The organism is Providencia sp. M-27 (genome assembly GCF_011077905.1).
Lineage (GTDB): Bacteria > Pseudomonadota > Gammaproteobacteria > Enterobacterales > Enterobacteriaceae > Providencia > Providencia huaxiensis.
In genome coordinates this window covers 45,166-61,557 of record NZ_JAALBT010000009.1, presented here as the reverse complement: position 1 = coordinate 61,557, position 16,392 = coordinate 45,166, and the positions used below count along the sequence as shown (strand labels likewise).

The following is a 16,392-nucleotide window of genomic DNA, read 5'->3' as shown; positions in this document are numbered from 1 at the left end:
ATATGCAAGGTATAGGATTTAGTAACATATTAAGATATAAAACAATATGTATATGTCTGGGGTTATATATTAATAATTTTTTTTTATCTTGCTGATTATTTTTATATTGAATGAAAAATACGCTATAAATGGAGTTATATATTAGTATTTTGTTTAGGGATTATGGGTTTTAGGTGCAATATAAGAACATTCTAGGCGCTAGATTTATTTTGTGGGTAAATATCAAAGGCCTTCTCTTTTAAAAGAAGGCCTAGGTTTAGGGGGCTAACGTCCGTGCTCAGGTAACCAGATTTGTAACCTTAAACCACCCAATGGGCTATCATCCGCTTTAACCCAACCTTTATGTTGCGTTATTGCGGTTTCAACAATTGCAAGGCCTAAACCAGTTCCACCTGTTTCTCGGTCTCGAGCTTCATCTGTGCGGTAGAACGGGCGGAAAATGTGCTCGCGGTCAGCAGGGCTAACACCCGGGCCATCATCATCGACAGTGATTAAAATGCCGTTATTTTCTTCTTTGAAATCAACAGCAATGTGCGTATGTGAATAACGTAATGCGTTACGCACAATATTTTCAAATGCACTACCGACAGCGGAAGGGTTGCAATATAATGGCCAAGGCCCAGGGTGAGAAGTGACCTCGAGGGTTTTGTTCATCTGTTCGGCTTCAAAGCTAGCGTCATCTAAGATATCGCCCCAAAGTTCATCGGCTTTGATATTTTCACGCAAGATCTCGTTTTTGTGCTGGCTACGGGATAACACCAGTAAATCGTTAATCATGCTATCTAGGCGATGGGTCTCGGTTTCGATGCGTTCTAGCTCTTTACTTTCACCATGGCGACGGCGTAATAAGGCTGTTGCCAGTTGCAAACGTGTCAGTGGAGTCCGTAGTTCATGAGAAATATCAGAGATTAAGCGTTGCTGGGCGCTAACCATACCATCAAGGGCACTGATCATCTGGTTAAAGCTATTTCCCGCAGACAAGAACTCTTGTGGGCCGGCTTCTAGCTCTGGGTGTGGCCGTAAATTTCCTTTCGCTACATCGTCTGCCGCCATTTTTAACTTACGAGCGGGGCGGGCAAGGCTCCAAGATAACCATAATAATAACGGAGCACTGATCAGCATTGTGGCGATCAGTAATAAGAAAGGCCTATCAAACAATAAGTTAATAAAGTCAGATTGTGGGCTGCTTGCTGGGCGAACTAAATACAGCTGGTAGTGGTCTTCCCCATCACGAATGGAGAATGGCCCGAGAATTTCGGCTCGTCCATATTTTTTCTTTTTCGGGTGATCCGCGTTATCGGACTGCCCAATAAAGTTACGTATCACCTGCATTTCACTTGGCATTGCGCCAATCACACGGCCTTCACTGGTGACGATAATCAAGCGTTGGCCGGGAGGCGCCCATTTTTTGATGGCGTTAGAAATACGCCGCCACCAAAGTAGGTCGTTCATCGGAGCTTGTGCGAGTTCGGCTTCAATATGCTGTTCAAGCATCTCCCCTTGGCGTTGTTCACTTTCCATAAGGACGGTGATTTGCCGAGAGTCGAGCTTGGGCACCATCAGCACTAGCATTAATACTAGTGCGAGGGTAAACCAGAAGATCGCAAAGATCCTTGCGGTTAAGCTGTTGATCATGTGGCAGAAACCATTAAGTATCCGCGGCCACGTAAGGTTTTAAACCACGGCTGGCCATCAGTGCGTTCTGGAAGTTTGCGACGTAAGTTTGAAATATGCATATCAATAGCACGGTCAAACGGTGTTAAGCGCTTACCAAGTACTTCTTGGCTAAGGTGTTCACGAGAAACCACTTGGCCTAGGTGCTGTGCGAGCAGATATAACAACGTAAATTCGGTGCCTGTTAAGTCCAAAATTTCATCATCAAAGCTGGCTTCTTGGCGACCTGGGTTAAGTTGCAGTTTATCAACTTGTAAAACAGGGGTATTGCTATTGTCGCCTTGAGTTTGCTCGCTCCAGTTAGAACGGCGTAATAAAGCGCGAATACGCGCGACCAGTTCACGGTCATTGAACGGTTTAGGTAGATAGTCGTCTGCACCTAATTCTAGGCCCAGAACCTTATCTAACTCACTACCGCGAGCCGTTAACATGATAACGGGGGTCTGATGGATTTGGCGCAGTTCTTTTAATGTCTCAATACCATTTTTTTTCGGCATCATGACATCAAGCAGTAACAGGTCAATGGATGAGTCAATTTGTTGTAATGCCTGTTCACCATCATAGGCGATGACAACATTGAAACCTTCCATTTCCAGCAGTTCTTTTAATAGCGACGTGAGTTCACGGTCGTCATCAACTAATAGGATTTTATGCATTTTTTAAGTCCTCCAACTGCCAAAATACGATAACAATCTGTACGATTCCATGACTTTACGTTCTTTTACATGCTCTGACGCTAGTTTGCAGCCACAGGTGTATATTTGTTCACATTGAATCACGAGCACAGTTCGGAGACAAGGTGTCAAATGCTGAGAACAACGCATAGCAAAGTACATAAAACCGCAATGTTAGTTTTAGCTTCTGCGTTTGTGTTCGGGCCAGCGGTTGCTTTTGCAGAAGAACCAAAAAGTGCTGCAAATGAAAGTTCAACACCTTTGATGTTACAGATGCAGTCTGGGCCAATAGCGCCAACGGGCCATGCGGTTGTGCCTTTCCAACATCATGAGTTATCTAGCAGTGAAGAACGTGCCAGTACCTTTATGTTTAATGGTATCACGTTAAATGAAAAACAGCGTCAGCAATTACGCGATTTAATGGCAACACAGCGCCATTATCATGTTGATAACACTGCTTTAGTTAAAGAACGTGAAGCACTGCACAAATTAATTATAGCGGATAGCTTTGATGACAAAGCGGTTCGTGAAGAGCTTGAAAAACGAATGCAAAAAGAATTGGAACAACGTGTTGAAATGGCTCGAATTCACCATGAATTGTACCAGTTATTAACGCCAGAACAGAAAACAGAGCTTGAACATATTCACCAACAAGAAATGCAGCAATACAAAATGTCGGAATTTCAAGCGATGCAGTTTCAGTAAGTTTAGTTGTTAGTACCCGTAGTAATGCAAGTTAGTTAGTTTCATATCCTGAGTTCCATAGTAAGTAGTGAAGTAGCAATAAGTGAAGTTTTTCCTTGCCATAGACACCATCCCTGTCTTTTATAGCCCCTGTTAGGGGCTTTTTTTTATCTCAAAAATAAATAAATTGTTTAAAAATATAGGGTTATGGCTTATTAAAAGGCTCTGAAAGTTCATCAAAGTTCGCCGAGGTGGACGGAAAGTGGACGGTCACCCACTTCAATTTAATTATTTTAGGTTGGAAAATGTGATGAATTAGCCAAATAATTCAGAATGTGAGCCACAGCGAACTAATATGATTTCATTGGTTTGGTAGTCTATATCCCAAATTAATAAAAAATCGGGTTGTATGTGGCATTCATAGCAAGGTTTCCAGTTTCCTTTTAAGGGATGAGGCAAATATTCTGCTGGAACAGAGCCAGTAATGCACAGATGGTTATCGATTAACTCTTTTAATAGCTGAGTATTTCTTTTTTTGTCAGATAACGACTTTTTTAAGTCTTTTTTGAATTGGGATTTAACGCGAATTTTTAGCATCGGACTTGCTCACTTGGCTAAATAAGTCATCAGCAGAGTCAAATATTTCGTCTGTAGTTGGTGCATTAATAGCTTCTAATGTAATTGAGTTTGGTGTTTTTAACTCAATCGGAAAAGCTTGTCGCAATGATATTTGCTTGACGAAAATACGAATAGCATCAGACATGCTAATCCCTAATTCAGATAGCACTGCTTCGGCATTTTCCCTGACTTTAGGTTCAATTCTCGCTCTGACAATATCTGTTTTGTGTTGAGTATTGGCCATTACTGTTATCCTCTTCTTATGATGAACAATTAAATCGTAGCACATGCGGGCTACGATTTAAAATTGATTTTTTAATAGACGTTTTTTTGTTGAAAGTCTGCTATTTTCATCTCTCATTCTTACTATAAAAACAATGTATCCACCAAAGTAGGGCTCTCTTTATGACTCAGATATTAACGACACAAGATTATCGCAATATGCCTTGGAAAAATGGCCAAGGGTCGACGCTTGAACTGGCTCGCAGTCATGGTGAAGGTTTAGATGATTTTGATTGGCGAGTGTCGATTGCCGATGTTAAAACCGCGGGAGCATTTTCGTTTTTCCAAAATCGGCAACGTATTATTGGCGTATTGGAAGGAGAAGGGCTTATTTTACATGTGGATAAGAACCCAGCGGTGACATTACAGCAAAAAGAATTTTTTGCTTTTAATGGGGACAGCGAAGTTTATGCAGAACTTATCCAAGGTGCAATTCGTGATTTTAATGTCATCTATAACCCTGAAAAATATCAAGCGCGCTTACAATGGGTGAATACTGAGCTTATTAACTCTTGGGTGAGCGGAGCTAGCGAGATCTTAATTTTTAATATTGCTCCCAGTCTAGGGATGAAAATTAATTCAGATTCCTTTTATTTAAAACCATTTGAGACTTTACTAGTCAAAGAAAATCGAGAAGTTCTTCAATTTACTATTGAGCAAAATATAGAAAATGATTTTTGCATTATTGAGTTATTTATTAAATAGTTAAGTTCGTTTTTACTCTGAATTTTAATTGGTATTTGTATGACACTTATATGGCGCTTATTGTTGGAATAATATTCTGCCCATTTTGCAATTTTAGCCAAAACGTTATCAAATTCATATATTATATAATTATGGCTTTATTCCTATTGTTATTTTTCGCAAAATTCATAGTCTTTAGCGTTGTTAAAAAATAATACTTATATACTACAGGAAAAATGTTCTATGAAGATGAAAGCGCTTGTGGCAGTTGCTGTTTCTGCTGTCATTTTAACGGGTTGTAAAAATTTAGACCAAGGGATGTTGACTAACTCAGGCATGCAATTATTCCAAGCGGCAACATTGAGTGATGCAGACGTTAAGAAATTCAGTGATGAATCATGTAAAGAAATGGATGCGCAAAACAAAATTGCACCAGCGTCTAGCAAATATGCAAAACGTTTAGATAAAATCGCAAAAGCATTGGGCAACGAAGTTGATGGTACCCCAGTAAACTATAAAGTTTATATGACTAGCGATGTAAACGCATGGGCGATGGCGAATGGTTGTGTTCGCGTATACAGCGGCCTGATGGATGTGATGAATGACAATGAAGTTGAAGGTGTTTTAGGCCATGAAATGGGCCACGTTGCATTAGGTCATACACGTAAAGCTATGCAAGTTGCTTATGCAACGGTTGCTGCACGTACTGCTGCATCATCAGCTGGTGGCGTAGTAGAACAACTGAGCGCATCACAAGTTGCTGCTCTGGGTGAAAAACTGATTAACTCACAGTTCTCTCAGCACCAAGAAAGTGAAGCAGATAACTTCTCTTACGATTTACTGAAAAAACGCGGTGTTAAAACTGACGGTTTAGTGACTGGTTTTGAAAAATTAGCAAAAATGGGTAGCAGTGAAACAAGTATGTTTGATTCTCACCCACCATCAAGCGAGCGTGCACAAAACATCCGTGACCGTATTGCTGCTGACAAAAAATAATATTTAATTATTGATGTTAGTTGGATGTCGTTCTGGTGTAGTAATGTGATGATATATTGCTACATCAATCATTTATTTCCTGCTGTTTATCTCAATATTACTTTTCTTATATTACAAATCAGAACTTATCCCGTTGTACTCCTGTAACTGACTCTCTATCTTGTTAATTAAACGATATTCAGGTCTTTTCGTAATTTTGCAAATTTTCGTTTGATAAAACGTTAGCAAGGAAAAAAGATGGAAAAAGTGCAGAGAATTTCTCTTTTAGCTAAGGGAATGGGCATGCTGTTATCGGGAACCTGCCGTTTATTAACCGGTGTTCGCACACGCTGGGTGGGATGCCAACCGTCAATGAACTCGCGTATTTATTATGCCAATCATTCCAGCCATCTTGATGGTTTGGTTATTTGGTCTGGGTTACCACCTTTAATGCGCCATTTTGTTCACCCTGTTGCCGCTAAGGATTATTGGATTAAGACGCCATTTCGGCGTTACTTAGTTAATAAGGTTTTTCGGGCGGTATTGGTCGACAGAAAAGGTGATAAGCCTGCACAGAATAATATATTAGCTCCCTTAGAATCAGTATTAGAGTCAAAGCATTCATTGATCTTTTTTCCTGAAGGCACCCGCGGTGATGGGGAAACTTTAAGCCAATTTAAAAGTGGGCTCTATTATCTCGCGAAAAAATACCCTGATGTTGAAGTTGTTCCAGTGTATTTGGAAAATTTAAATCGTGTATTACCGAAGGGGTCAAAGCTTGTTGTGCCTGTGATTTGTTCAGCTATCGTTGGTAAGCCTTTAGTACCTATCATGGAAAATGAAAATAAAATCGCCTTTTTGCAGCGAGCAAAAGAAGCACTTGAGGAGCTAATGCCATGAGTATTGGGGACAGGGAGTTAGTATTACTATTGTCAGGTGTGTTTGGGATACTGGTATTTGCCAGTGTTATTGGTGGTATCCTTGCATACCGTTATTCAGGTGAAAAAAGTAACCCAACCATTGATAATTTAAATGCTCGTATCCGCGCATGGTGGGTCATGTGCATTATTTGTGTGCTTGCTGTGGTACTTGGCAACATAGGTGTGGTGATCTTATTTGCGCTGATATCGTTCTTTGCACTCAGAGAGTTTATTACCTTAACGCCAACACGACGAAGTGACCATGAAGCTTTATTTTGGTGCTTTTTTGTTTTTATTCCATTGCAATATGTCTTGGTAGGTATTGAATGGTATGGGTTATTTTCAATTTTCGTGCCTGTTTTTGTATTCCTTTTCTTGCCCACCCGTATTGCTTTAGCTGGAGATACCTTTCATTTTCTTGAACGCACTGCAAAGATTCAGTGGGGGATGTTGGTGGCTGTTTTCTGTTTAAGCCATGTTCCTGCGTTATTGATGCTGAATATTCAAGGCTATGAAGGCGAAAATGTAAAACTATTACTTTTCTTGATTATTGTGACGCAAATTTCAGATGTGTTGCAGTATGTTTTTGGCAAGTTAATGGGTAAGCGGCCTATTGTGCCTAAGTTGAGCCCAAATAAGACAATTGAAGGTTTTATTGGCGGAATATTATCTTCAGTATTAATTGGTATTTGCCTCTACTGGGTAACCCCGTTTAGCTGGTGGGTTGCAGGGCTGATGTCATTAGCGATTACCATTATGGGGTTTGTGGGAGGATTATGTATGTCAGCAATTAAGCGTGATAGTGGTATTAAAGATTTTGGGGCGATTATTGAAGGGCATGGTGGGATGCTGGATCGCATTGACTCATTGTGTTTTGCTGCGCCTATTTTTTTCCATTTAACGCGTTATTACTATACATAGTCCTATTTTATTTTCGTTTTTGTTCGTTCACCCAAAGAGCACCAAATGGTGCTTTTCTTTTGTTTTATAGGTACAGCATCGAAGGAATTTAAGTGTTATCATCAATACTTAATTTTTATTTCAAACTAAGATTCAACTAGGGTAATTCGCTTCAGTTTGTACTCTAGAGCTTTTTTTACATTGAAAGATTTACCTATTGGGGTGATCGGCTAGAATTATGTAAACTGGATCACAATAAAACATAAAAGCTTGATGGAAAGCAGATGCATAATTCACTCTTTGCCGTATTATGCTGCTAGGTGAATCAATTCAGCACTGGTAAGTCAGTGTAATTAGCGTTAAAAAGATTAACAGCGTAACGGTTTTATCGGTTTGCAATTTTATGTTCATTAATCAGAGGTCATCATGGTCAAGCAGATTAAAAGAATTGGGGTTTTAACGAGTGGTGGTGACGCGCCAGGCATGAATGCAGCGATCCGCGGTGTGGTTCGTGCGGCATTGGGTGAAGGTTTAGAAGTCATGGGTATTTTTGACGGGTACCTTGGCCTATATGAAAACCGCATGAAACAATTAGATAGATACAGCGTATCGGATATGATCAACCGCGGTGGCACCTTTTTAGGCTCAGCTCGCTTCCCACAATTCCGTGATGAAAAAGTACGTGCAATAGCCTTTGAAAATCTGAAGAAAAATCATATTGATGCACTAGTCGTTATTGGTGGTGACGGTTCCTATTTGGGTGCGAAAGCACTGACCGAAGCAGGCTTCCCGTGCATTGGTCTACCAGGTACAATCGATAATGACGTTGCAGGAACCGATTACACCATTGGTTATTTTACTGCGCTTGAAACCGTTGTTGAAGCAATTGACCGCTTGCGTGATACCTCTACATCTCATAAACGTATCTCTATTGTTGAAGTGATGGGACGTTACTGCGGTGATTTAACATTATCTGCGGCGATCGCGGGTGGGTGCGAATTCCTTGTATTGCCTGAGCAAGAAATGGCGTTCGATCGCGAAGAATTGTTATCTGAAATCAAACGCGGTATTGAGAAAGGCAAACGCCATGCAATCGTTGCTATCACTGAACACGTTTGTGACGTGGGTGAGTTAGCCAAATATATTGAGCAAGAAACCCATCACGAAACACGTGCAACGGTTCTAGGCCATATCCAGCGTGGCGGATCTCCAGTTGCTTATGACCGCATTTTAGCATCACGCATGGGGGCTTATTCCATCCAACTTCTACTGGAAGGTTACGGTGGGCGCTGCGTAGGTATTCAAAATGAGAAGTTAGTCCATCATGATATTATTGATGCGGTTATGAATATGAAGCGTGTCTTTAAGAAGGATTGGTTTGATACGGCTAAGAAGCTCTACTAAAATCTTCGTCATATTTCAAGCTGTAGGGGTGTTGGCTACGCATACTAACCCTAGTCACATACTTATGTATGCTCCTAGGGATTAGCTTTGCTTGCCGCCTACCTACAACTTGAACTCTTTAGAAGATGGATATTTGTCATATTTCGCACTGTAGCGTTGTTGGCGACGCTCGCTAACCTTAGTCACATACTGGTGTATGCTCCTGGGGATTAGCTTTACTTGCCGCCTACCTACAACTTGAACTCTTTAGAAGATGGATATTTGTCATATTTCAAGCTGTAGGGGTGTTGGCTACGCACACTAACCCTAGTCACATACTTATGTATGCTCCCCGAGCTATCCTCGTTTGCCGCCTAGTCATAACTTAAATCTCCCCCTTATCTGTTCACATATTCCCCTTAAGCATAAGTTTTTCTTTTTAATTATTTCCCGTAATTGGTGCTATCTGTCAGCCTCTCCTTATCATAAATTTAATGAGGAAAGGCAGATGGCAAGTTCATGGCAGGTAACAAAATCACAATTCACCACAGCATTGTTATTGCTGTTAGCGACAGGGGCATGGGCGAAAAACATTCAATTACTGAATGTGTCTTATGATCCGACTCGTGAGTTTTATCAACAATATAATCAGGAATTTAGTGATTATTGGAAAAAGAAAACGGGGGATACTGTCACTATTCGGCAATCTCATGGGGGTTCAGGTAAGCAAGCCATATCAGTAGTGAATGGGTTAGAAGCTGATGTTGTGACGTTGGCTTTAGCCTATGATGTTGATGCTATTGCACAAAGTGGCCGTATAGATAAAAACTGGATAGAAAAACTCCCCGATAACTCAGCACCTTATACATCGACTATCGTCTTTCTAGTCCGTAAAGATAACCCGAAAAATATTAAGGACTGGGATGACTTAGTCCGCAAAGACGTCTCTGTGGTGACACCGAATCCAAAAACCTCAGGCGGAGCACGTTGGAATTATTTAGCGGCATGGGGATATGCGTTAGATAAAAACCAGCAAGATCCTGAAAAAGCAAAGCAATTTGTTAAACAACTTTATCAAAATGTGGAAGTACTCGATTCAGGGGCTCGTGGTGCGACCAATAGTTTTGTTGAACGCGGCATAGGTGATGTATTAATTGCTTGGGAAAATGAAGCGTTGTTAGCTATCAATGAGTTGGGGGAAAGCGGGCAGTTTGAAATAGTGACGCCAAGTATTTCGATTCTTGCTGAGCCAACCGTCGCTGTTGTTGATAAAACTGTCGATAAACGTGACCGCAGGGCTGTTGCAGAAGCTTACCTAGAGCATCTTTATTCTGCGGAAGGGCAGGAAATTGCAGCGAGAAACTATTATCGTCCACGAAATGTGGAAGTGGCTAAAAAATATCAGAAGCAGTTCCCTGAGCTTAAGTTGCTGACGGTAGATGCCAGTTTCGGTGGTTGGCAATTAGCACAAGCAACGCATTTTGCGAATGGGGGGGTGTTCGACGAAATCATTCGACGCTAATACTCTTCATATTTCGTACTGTAGCGTTGTTGGCGACGCTCGCTACCCCTAGTCACATACTGGTGTATGCTCCTAGAGATTAGCTTCTCTTGCCGCCTAGCTACAGCACGAACTATTTTGAGTATTGTATTTTCGGGTATTTCTCTGTGAACTAAGTTAGTTGCAAACTAAAAATTACCACTGATATTTTACGCCGATTTTACCGAGATATAGGGTTTGCTTGTTATCATACCCTGACGTGATCCCATTCTTTTTAGGCGATTTCCATGTTGAAGGCTCATAGGCGAGTTCACTCCATAAAGTTAGAGATGGTGTAGCTTTGTATTCCACGCGGGAGCCAATGCGGAAGCCATTTTTAATTTCCTGAGTTAAATAATTATTTTTGTCATAGGTATTTTCTTGTAAGAAATAGCGTACATACGGTGTAATTTTCCAGTTGGGTTTAATGGTAATGGGTAAGTAAGCGCGAACTTGTGATTGTAAAAAGCGGGTACTGAAATGTTTATCCCATTGGTTATCAATATAAACAGTGAGTTTTGCTTTTAATGCATCTGAATATTTATAAGTCACGCCATATTCGGTTTCTGCTTCATGGCTACTGTCGTTGAAATAATTGCTGTAATAAAGATAAGAGAGCCAAAAGTTAAAAGACCAATCATCGTTGAAACGGTACTCACCGGCAGGGGTTAAGCCATATAAACGATTCGAAGAACGTGCTTTGCTGTTAGGCTCCACATCGTTTGACTCTTTTCTGTAACGAAAACCAAGTTCTAAGTCTGATTTTGAGGTGTTGATAATTTGCTTGATAGCATCAATTTGCGTGCGGTTCCGAATGTAAGAATCCCGTGAGGTTGAGAAATTGCGACCATGATTCCTTAAGGATTCACGATGATCTAGGGTAAAACGCCAGTCAGATTTAGGGTTGTATAGCTTTAATTGGCCAACTGTGCTGATTTTATCGTAGACTCTATTTTTGAATGAATCACGCTGACCTTGGTATTCTTCTATTTCCAAATAAATATTAGTATTAACTCGCCAAGAGTCATCGTTTGATTCAGAAAAACAAATTGCAGGGAATATAGTTATGATGCTATAGATTAAACCAACTATATATTTCATATTTATCCTTCAAGGTAAAAGTTATTAATGTTAATTATCTAGCTGAGCGATTAGCGAGATTAAATGTGAATTAACTTTTATAGGTTGTCTACCGTTATTATTTAATAGAGGATAAGTGGTATAGATAAAATGAAATTGAAGCCCATTTCAATTTACTGTTATTTATGGTGTTTTTATTTTGTTTCAAATTGATGAATATTTTTATTAATGATTTATTTCTGAGTTTTTAATCATTCGTTTATTAATTTATTTCGAATTTAATTAATTTCAATTTATTTTTTTAAAAATTAAATTTCAATTATATTGTTTGGTGGTAATTGTTTTTTGGCAATTATTATGGGAGTAAGGTTATTGATATTAAATTATTTATGAATAACAAAATTAATAAAAACAAAAAAACCGCCAATATTGGCGGTTAATCTCAAGGTGTTAAAATAACCTTATTTTGTTTTTTTTGCTTCAGCTGCAGCTTTAACAATTACAGCAAAAGCGTCAGCTTTCAGAGAAGCTCCACCCACTAAGGCACCATCGATGTCTGGTTGAGTGAATAGCTCTGCTGCATTGCTGGCATTAACAGAACCACCGTATTGAATGATCACTTGTTCAGCAATGGCTGCATCTTTTTTCGCAATATGGGTACGAATAAATTTATGGATTGCTTGTGCTTGTGCAGGTGTTGCTGATTTACCTGTACCGATAGCCCAGATTGGCTCATAGGCGATAACGGCACCTTGGAAAGCTTCCGCACCTAAAGAATTTAATACGGCATCAATTTGGCGAGCGCATACTTCTTCAGTTTTACCAGCTTCATTTTCAGCTTCAGTTTCACCAATACACAGTACTGGGATCAGGCCTTGCTCTTTTAATACCGCAAATTTCTTAGCGACAAATTCATCACTTTCGTTGTGATAGGTACGACGTTCTGAGTGGCCGATAATGATGTATTTGGCGCCAACATCTTTTAACATTTCAGCAGAGGTTTCACCTGTAAATGCACCTGATAGGTTAACGTCAACGTTTTGTGCACCTAATGCAATACGGCTACCTGCTAACGCATGTTTAGCTTGGGTCAAATAAAGTGCAGGTGGTGCAACAGCCACACCACAGCCATCAACGCTGCTGAGTTCATTACGCAAGCCAGCGATGAGGTCATTGACCATCTGTGTGCTGCCGTTCAGTTTCCAGTTACCCATTACCAATGGATGTCGCATGTTGTTTCCTCCAACCAGAGAGTTTGAATGATTAATCAATAAGTTATTCATCACACGCTTATGTTACACGCGCAATGTGACAATGTTGTCGCCATTCACCTTCTGCATTATAAGAACAATGGATAATAATAGCTTTGCTTTTTATCATGCTTGTTCTTAGAGCGTGATCACAGTCAGTTTAGGGTGTTTGTTGTTCTAGCTTAATCGGTTCAACAGCAAAAGTAAGCACATTATTGTCACTTTTTACTAAAATATACCTTAACGTACCTAATCGAGCTTCTTCCGCGTGAGTTGTACTATTATTGGCAATAAATTTATTTAAGGCTTCCGTAAGCTCAGGGGCTTTATCCAGTGAAACTTCAGGGGAAAATATACGGACCATTGCCATGGTATAACTTTCCATTAATTGCCGGTTTTTTTGGTTTTCTTGTGGGTTATCAGACGGTAGTAATGTGATCTGTAAACTTTTAATTTTTTCACTACCACGCTCTAACACTGCTGAGGAGTATATCTGTTGGTTAATACGAGAGGCCGCGCGAATGTAAGGAGCGGAGATATCCTGACTCGTAATGACTTTATATTCATGGAGATATAAATCTTTATATTCATGATTGAATTGATTGCGCAGCTCAGGAATAGTCAACTCAAAAGAGGGGGCGTCAGGGGCTAAATAGGCGACTTTGAAATCGGTATCTGGCAAAGTGGGGACTTTCTGAGCGAAAGCCAGTTGTGGCGCACTAAGCACAAAAATGGTTATGATGGCGTATACCGAGCGAAATAAAGTTTGGGTCATTTTTGAGCCACTCATTTTTAGTTTTCCACATTGTATCAGGATTATAGGTAATGACATTACAACAATGGGCTTTTTCCTTCAAAGGCCGTATCGGTCGCCGGCCATTTTGGGTAGGTATTGCAGTCATTTTTATTTTAATGACCGCCGTTGCCCTGTTACAAAATGCACTGCTATTTTCTGAAACGCTTGCTATCTCGTTATTTATTTTACTACTTTATCCTTTGGCGGCTATCTTTGTGAAGCGTTTACACGACCGTGGGAAATCGGGGGGATGGTTTGCGTTAATTTTATTGGCATTTGCACTTTTTTCAATCGATGTCAGCCAATTTGAACCTGTGTGGCAATGGGGGATAGGGCGTTTCTTACCATTATTAATTACTATGATAATGGTACTCGATTGTGGGGCTTTTGTGGGAATGGATGGTGTTAATCACTATGGTGAAGAAACAGAAACAGTAGATTATCTATAGCGCGAATACCATATAGCATAAATGCTACCCTGAAGATGCATCAGGGTAGTGTATGACATTACCAATATTGTTCACTAGATATATGGCCAGGCTTGCGGCGCAAGTGTTTAACCATCCCATGGCTATTTTTCAGCGTATCACGAGTATCTCTGACCATTTCAGGGTTGCCACACAACATGACGTGACAAGTGTCAGGCGAAAGTGTTAAGCCAACAGTGTTTTCGAGTTCATGATCCTCAATTAAAGCTGGAACCCGACCATATAATGAACCCGCACATTGTTCCCGGCTCACTACGGTGACAATCTTTAATTTTCCTTGGTATTGTTGTTCCAACTTTTTCATTAAGGGTAAATAACTTAAATCTTTCTCATAACGGACAGCGTGAAGTAAAACAATTTTCTCGAAACGCTCAAGGTCTTTACCCTCCTGTAAGATGGACAAAAAAGGCCCAATTGCGGTACCTGTTGATAACATCCACAAATTTTTACATTCAGGTATTTCGTCTAGCACGAAGAAACCCGTGGCTTCATCCGTGATCTGCAACGTATCATCCGGTTTTAATTGCGCTAGTTTGGGGCTAAGTTTTCCTTCGGGAACGATGACAAAATAAAATTCAAGTCGGTCATCACTGGGTGCGTTGACATAAGAGTAAGCTCGCTGAACACGAACCCCTTCGATCTCTAGTCCAAGTTTTGCATATTGCCCTGCGGTAAAGGGTTTAATCGGGGCCTTGATGACAAGGCTGAATAATGAATCGGTCCAAAATCTGGCTTCAATCACTGTTCCTGTTACCCAATTTGCCATAAATCCCACCTCTTCATATTTTAAAATCGACTATCTTAGAAATAACTCATTTTTGATATAAATGAGCCAAAGTCTGGTTTACTAGGATTTAATACTAAAACAGTTCATTATTTATGCTTATCGATAATGTGTTTCAGTGTTTTATTCTTGGAATTGGTAAGTTTTAAAGTTCAATGTACAGTTATGTTGACAATGCTGGCGAATATTACTGCCATTAGCGGAAAATATAAAATGTCGTACTACTACGAAAAGATGGCAGCTTTTGTTATCTTAGTCACACTCAAGCAAAACGCATTATTTGCTATTTATTTAAAATGACATGAAAGCGTAGAGCAGTATTTTTATATTGATAATTAAGCACCTAAATAATTTTGCGTTATTACAATGAAATAATGCAGCGTTATTTTGTGTCCGAAATAGAGTGTTTTTGCATTATTGGATGTATTTGAGAGAAAAATGAGAAAACTGGAACATTTTAATTTGCTATTGATGCTAATTGCATTGGCAGCGGTCGGCCAAATGACACAAACTATTTATGTTCCTGTCATTGCTGAAATTGCCGCTTATTTTAATGAGCCATCTGGTGCTGTTCAACAAGTGATGGCGGCTTATTTATTTTCTTATGGTTTTTCGCAGTTAGTTTATGGGCCGCTCTCTGACCGAATTGGTCGCCGACCTGTTATTTTAACGGGTTTAACTATTTTCTTATTTTCAACGATTGTGGCAATTTTTGCGCCAACATTAAATGTACTCACTATAGCGAGTGGGTTGCAGGGCCTAGGAACGGGTGTTGCGGGTGTGATGGCAAGAACCATGCCTCGTGACCTATATAAAGGCACTGCGTTGCGTTATGCAAATAGTTTATTAAATATGGGAATATTAGTGAGCCCATTATTAGCTCCAATGTTTGGCGGAATATTGGCGCATTTCTGGGGGTGGCATGCTTGTTATATTTTCCTCTTTGTCTTAGGTGCTTCTGTATTATTAAGTATGTATCGTTGGTTACCAGAAACACGCCCTGTTTCACCTGAAAAGCATAAAATGATCGCATCATATAGAGAGTTATTATCGAGTGGCTCATTTCTCTCTTATCTTGCTATGTTAGTGGGTGCATTAGCTGGAATAGCAGTGTTTGAGGCCAGTAGCGGTGTATTGATGGGCGGTGTATTGGGGCTAAATAGCATCACCGTAAGTATCTTATTTATCTTGCCTATTCCTGCCGCTTTCTTTGGTGCTTGGTATGCAGGGCGAGAGGGAAAAACGTTTTATAATTTGATGTGGCATTCAGTGCTTGTTTGTTTATTGGCTGGTTTTATGATGTGGGTACCTGGTTGGTTTGGCGTTATGAATACCTGGACATTATTAGTACCCGCAGCGGTGTTTTTCTTTGGTGCAGGTATGTTATTTCCGTTAGCAACGACAGGGGCAATGGAGCCTTTCCCTTATTTGGCAGGGGCTGCGGGCGCACTCGTTGGTGGCTTACAAAATGTCGGTTCAGGTGTTGCAACTTGGGTTTCTGCGTTGTTGCCGCAGAACGGACAGTTTAGCCTCGGGTTGTTGATGTTTTTAATGTCAGTACTCATTTTACTGTGCTGGCTACCACTCGCTAAACGAATGGCGCATTCAGAACGGACTGTCTAATGGGAAGAAGGTCAGGCTGTGAAAAGACAGACTGACC

17 protein-coding genes are annotated in these 16,392 nt (G+C 40.3%); 9 read left to right on the top strand and 8 right to left on the bottom strand.

Annotation, left to right across the window (positions count from 1 at the left end):
• Positions 1-264 precede the first annotated feature (264 nt).
• Together cpxA and cpxR are read right to left on the bottom strand one after the other, a co-directional pair.
• Positions 265-1,635 carry an envelope stress sensor histidine kinase CpxA gene (cpxA, locus tag G6Q48_RS13940; protein WP_004906999.1) on the bottom strand — a complete coding sequence of 457 codons (1,371 nt, stop codon included), beginning with the start codon at positions 1,633-1,635 and terminating at the stop codon, positions 265-267.
• Positions 1,632-2,330: an envelope stress response regulator transcription factor CpxR gene (gene cpxR, locus G6Q48_RS13935; RefSeq protein WP_004265224.1), complete on the bottom strand. Its 699-nt coding sequence runs from the start codon at positions 2,328-2,330 to the stop codon at positions 1,632-1,634. Before cpxR ends, cpxA begins: the two co-directional genes overlap by 4 nt.
• 150 nt (positions 2,331-2,480) lie before the next feature.
• On the opposite strand from cpxR, the gene G6Q48_RS13930 reads away from it, so the two are divergent.
• Positions 2,481-3,053, top strand: coding sequence for a Spy/CpxP family protein refolding chaperone (locus tag G6Q48_RS13930; protein WP_166267064.1), 573 nt, complete (start codon positions 2,481-2,483; stop codon positions 3,051-3,053).
• 294 nt (positions 3,054-3,347) lie between these two features.
• On the opposite strand, the gene G6Q48_RS13925 is transcribed toward G6Q48_RS13930, so the two are convergent.
• Together G6Q48_RS13925 and G6Q48_RS13920 are read right to left on the bottom strand one after the other, a co-directional pair.
• Positions 3,348-3,629 carry a type II toxin-antitoxin system YafQ family toxin gene (locus G6Q48_RS13925; protein ID WP_166267062.1) on the bottom strand — a complete coding sequence of 94 codons (282 nt, stop codon included), beginning with the start codon at positions 3,627-3,629 and terminating at the stop codon, positions 3,348-3,350.
• Positions 3,610-3,894: a type II toxin-antitoxin system RelB/DinJ family antitoxin gene (locus G6Q48_RS13920; RefSeq protein ID WP_166267060.1), complete on the bottom strand. Its 285-nt coding sequence runs from the start codon at positions 3,892-3,894 to the stop codon at positions 3,610-3,612. Before G6Q48_RS13920 ends, G6Q48_RS13925 begins: the two co-directional genes overlap by 20 nt.
• Positions 3,895-4,055: 161 nt before the next feature.
• Between G6Q48_RS13920 and G6Q48_RS13915 the strand changes: the two genes are divergently transcribed.
• The 6 genes from G6Q48_RS13915 to G6Q48_RS13890 all read left to right on the top strand — a co-directional run bounded on the left by G6Q48_RS13915 (position 4,056) and on the right by G6Q48_RS13890 (position 10,316).
• Complete coding sequence (locus tag G6Q48_RS13915; protein ID WP_166267058.1) at positions 4,056-4,637, top strand: HutD/Ves family protein; 582 nt, start codon at positions 4,056-4,058, stop codon at positions 4,635-4,637.
• 222 nt (positions 4,638-4,859) lie between these two features.
• Positions 4,860-5,612: a M48 family metallopeptidase gene (locus G6Q48_RS13910; protein ID WP_166267056.1), complete on the top strand. Its 753-nt coding sequence runs from the start codon at positions 4,860-4,862 to the stop codon at positions 5,610-5,612.
• 237 nt (positions 5,613-5,849) lie between these two features.
• Positions 5,850-6,491: a lysophospholipid acyltransferase family protein gene (locus G6Q48_RS13905; protein WP_166267054.1), complete on the top strand. Its 642-nt coding sequence runs from the start codon at positions 5,850-5,852 to the stop codon at positions 6,489-6,491.
• Positions 6,488-7,432, top strand: coding sequence for a phosphatidate cytidylyltransferase (locus tag G6Q48_RS13900; RefSeq protein WP_166267052.1), 945 nt, complete (start codon positions 6,488-6,490; stop codon positions 7,430-7,432). Before G6Q48_RS13905 ends, G6Q48_RS13900 begins: the two co-directional genes overlap by 4 nt.
• 405 nt (positions 7,433-7,837) lie before the next feature.
• Positions 7,838-8,815 carry a 6-phosphofructokinase gene (gene pfkA / locus G6Q48_RS13895; protein WP_047756829.1) on the top strand — a complete coding sequence of 326 codons (978 nt, stop codon included), beginning with the start codon at positions 7,838-7,840 and terminating at the stop codon, positions 8,813-8,815.
• Positions 8,816-9,302: 487 nt separating this feature from the next.
• Positions 9,303-10,316, top strand: coding sequence for a sulfate ABC transporter substrate-binding protein (locus G6Q48_RS13890; RefSeq protein ID WP_166267050.1), 1,014 nt, complete (start codon positions 9,303-9,305; stop codon positions 10,314-10,316).
• A 174-nt stretch (positions 10,317-10,490) separates the two neighbouring features.
• Here G6Q48_RS13890 and G6Q48_RS13885 read toward each other — a convergent pair whose 3' ends face one another.
• The 3 genes from G6Q48_RS13885 to G6Q48_RS13875 all read right to left on the bottom strand — a co-directional run bounded on the left by G6Q48_RS13885 (position 10,491) and on the right by G6Q48_RS13875 (position 13,454).
• A complete protein-coding gene (locus G6Q48_RS13885; protein WP_166267048.1) occupies positions 10,491-11,435 on the bottom strand; it encodes an OmpG family monomeric porin in 945 nt (314 codons plus the stop codon).
• Positions 11,436-11,875: 440 nt separating this feature from the next.
• Entirely contained in the window at positions 11,876-12,646 is a 771-nt protein-coding gene (tpiA, locus tag G6Q48_RS13880) for a triose-phosphate isomerase (RefSeq protein ID WP_166267046.1), read from the bottom strand.
• 178 nt (positions 12,647-12,824) lie between these two features.
• Positions 12,825-13,454, bottom strand: coding sequence for a DUF1454 family protein (locus G6Q48_RS13875; protein ID WP_181489947.1), 630 nt, complete (start codon positions 13,452-13,454; stop codon positions 12,825-12,827).
• Positions 13,455-13,489: 35 nt separating this feature from the next.
• Between G6Q48_RS13875 and G6Q48_RS13870 the strand changes: the two genes are divergently transcribed.
• Positions 13,490-13,909 (top strand): DUF805 domain-containing protein, encoded by a 420-nt coding sequence (locus G6Q48_RS13870; RefSeq protein ID WP_166267044.1) that lies wholly within the window; start codon positions 13,490-13,492, stop codon positions 13,907-13,909.
• 58 nt (positions 13,910-13,967) lie between these two features.
• On the opposite strand, the gene fpr is transcribed toward G6Q48_RS13870, so the two are convergent.
• Entirely contained in the window at positions 13,968-14,714 is a 747-nt protein-coding gene (gene fpr / locus G6Q48_RS13865; protein WP_166267042.1) for a ferredoxin--NADP(+) reductase, read from the bottom strand.
• A 456-nt stretch (positions 14,715-15,170) separates the two neighbouring features.
• Here fpr and emrD point away from each other — a divergent pair, with 456 nt between their 5' ends.
• Entirely contained in the window at positions 15,171-16,355 is a 1,185-nt protein-coding gene (gene emrD, locus G6Q48_RS13860; protein WP_166267040.1) for a multidrug efflux MFS transporter EmrD, read from the top strand.
• The last annotated feature ends 37 nt before the right edge of the window (positions 16,356-16,392 follow it).

Coding starts and splice junctions, on each gene's coding strand:
- G6Q48_RS13920 (WP_166267060.1), bottom strand. CDS start 3,894: ATGGCCAATACTCAACACAAAACAGATATTGTCAGAGCGAGAATTGAA.
- G6Q48_RS13915 (WP_166267058.1), top strand. CDS start 4,056: ATGACTCAGATATTAACGACACAAGATTATCGCAATATGCCTTGGAAA.
- G6Q48_RS13885 (WP_166267048.1), bottom strand. CDS start 11,435: ATGAAATATATAGTTGGTTTAATCTATAGCATCATAACTATATTCCCT.
- G6Q48_RS13910 (WP_166267056.1), top strand. CDS start 4,860: ATGAAGATGAAAGCGCTTGTGGCAGTTGCTGTTTCTGCTGTCATTTTA.
- G6Q48_RS13905 (WP_166267054.1), top strand. CDS start 5,850: ATGGAAAAAGTGCAGAGAATTTCTCTTTTAGCTAAGGGAATGGGCATG.
- tpiA (WP_166267046.1), bottom strand. CDS start 12,646: ATGCGACATCCATTGGTAATGGGTAACTGGAAACTGAACGGCAGCACA.
- G6Q48_RS13890 (WP_166267050.1), top strand. CDS start 9,303: ATGGCAAGTTCATGGCAGGTAACAAAATCACAATTCACCACAGCATTG.
- fpr (WP_166267042.1), bottom strand. CDS start 14,714: ATGGCAAATTGGGTAACAGGAACAGTGATTGAAGCCAGATTTTGGACC.
- G6Q48_RS13870 (WP_166267044.1), top strand. CDS start 13,490: ATGACATTACAACAATGGGCTTTTTCCTTCAAAGGCCGTATCGGTCGC.
- G6Q48_RS13930 (WP_166267064.1), top strand. CDS start 2,481: ATGCTGAGAACAACGCATAGCAAAGTACATAAAACCGCAATGTTAGTT.
- G6Q48_RS13925 (WP_166267062.1), bottom strand. CDS start 3,629: ATGCTAAAAATTCGCGTTAAATCCCAATTCAAAAAAGACTTAAAAAAG.
- cpxR (WP_004265224.1), bottom strand. CDS start 2,330: ATGCATAAAATCCTATTAGTTGATGACGACCGTGAACTCACGTCGCTA.
- G6Q48_RS13875 (WP_181489947.1), bottom strand. CDS start 13,454: ATGAGTGGCTCAAAAATGACCCAAACTTTATTTCGCTCGGTATACGCC.
- cpxA (WP_004906999.1), bottom strand. CDS start 1,635: ATGATCAACAGCTTAACCGCAAGGATCTTTGCGATCTTCTGGTTTACC.
- emrD (WP_166267040.1), top strand. CDS start 15,171: ATGAGAAAACTGGAACATTTTAATTTGCTATTGATGCTAATTGCATTG.
- G6Q48_RS13900 (WP_166267052.1), top strand. CDS start 6,488: ATGAGTATTGGGGACAGGGAGTTAGTATTACTATTGTCAGGTGTGTTT.
- pfkA (WP_047756829.1), top strand. CDS start 7,838: ATGGTCAAGCAGATTAAAAGAATTGGGGTTTTAACGAGTGGTGGTGAC.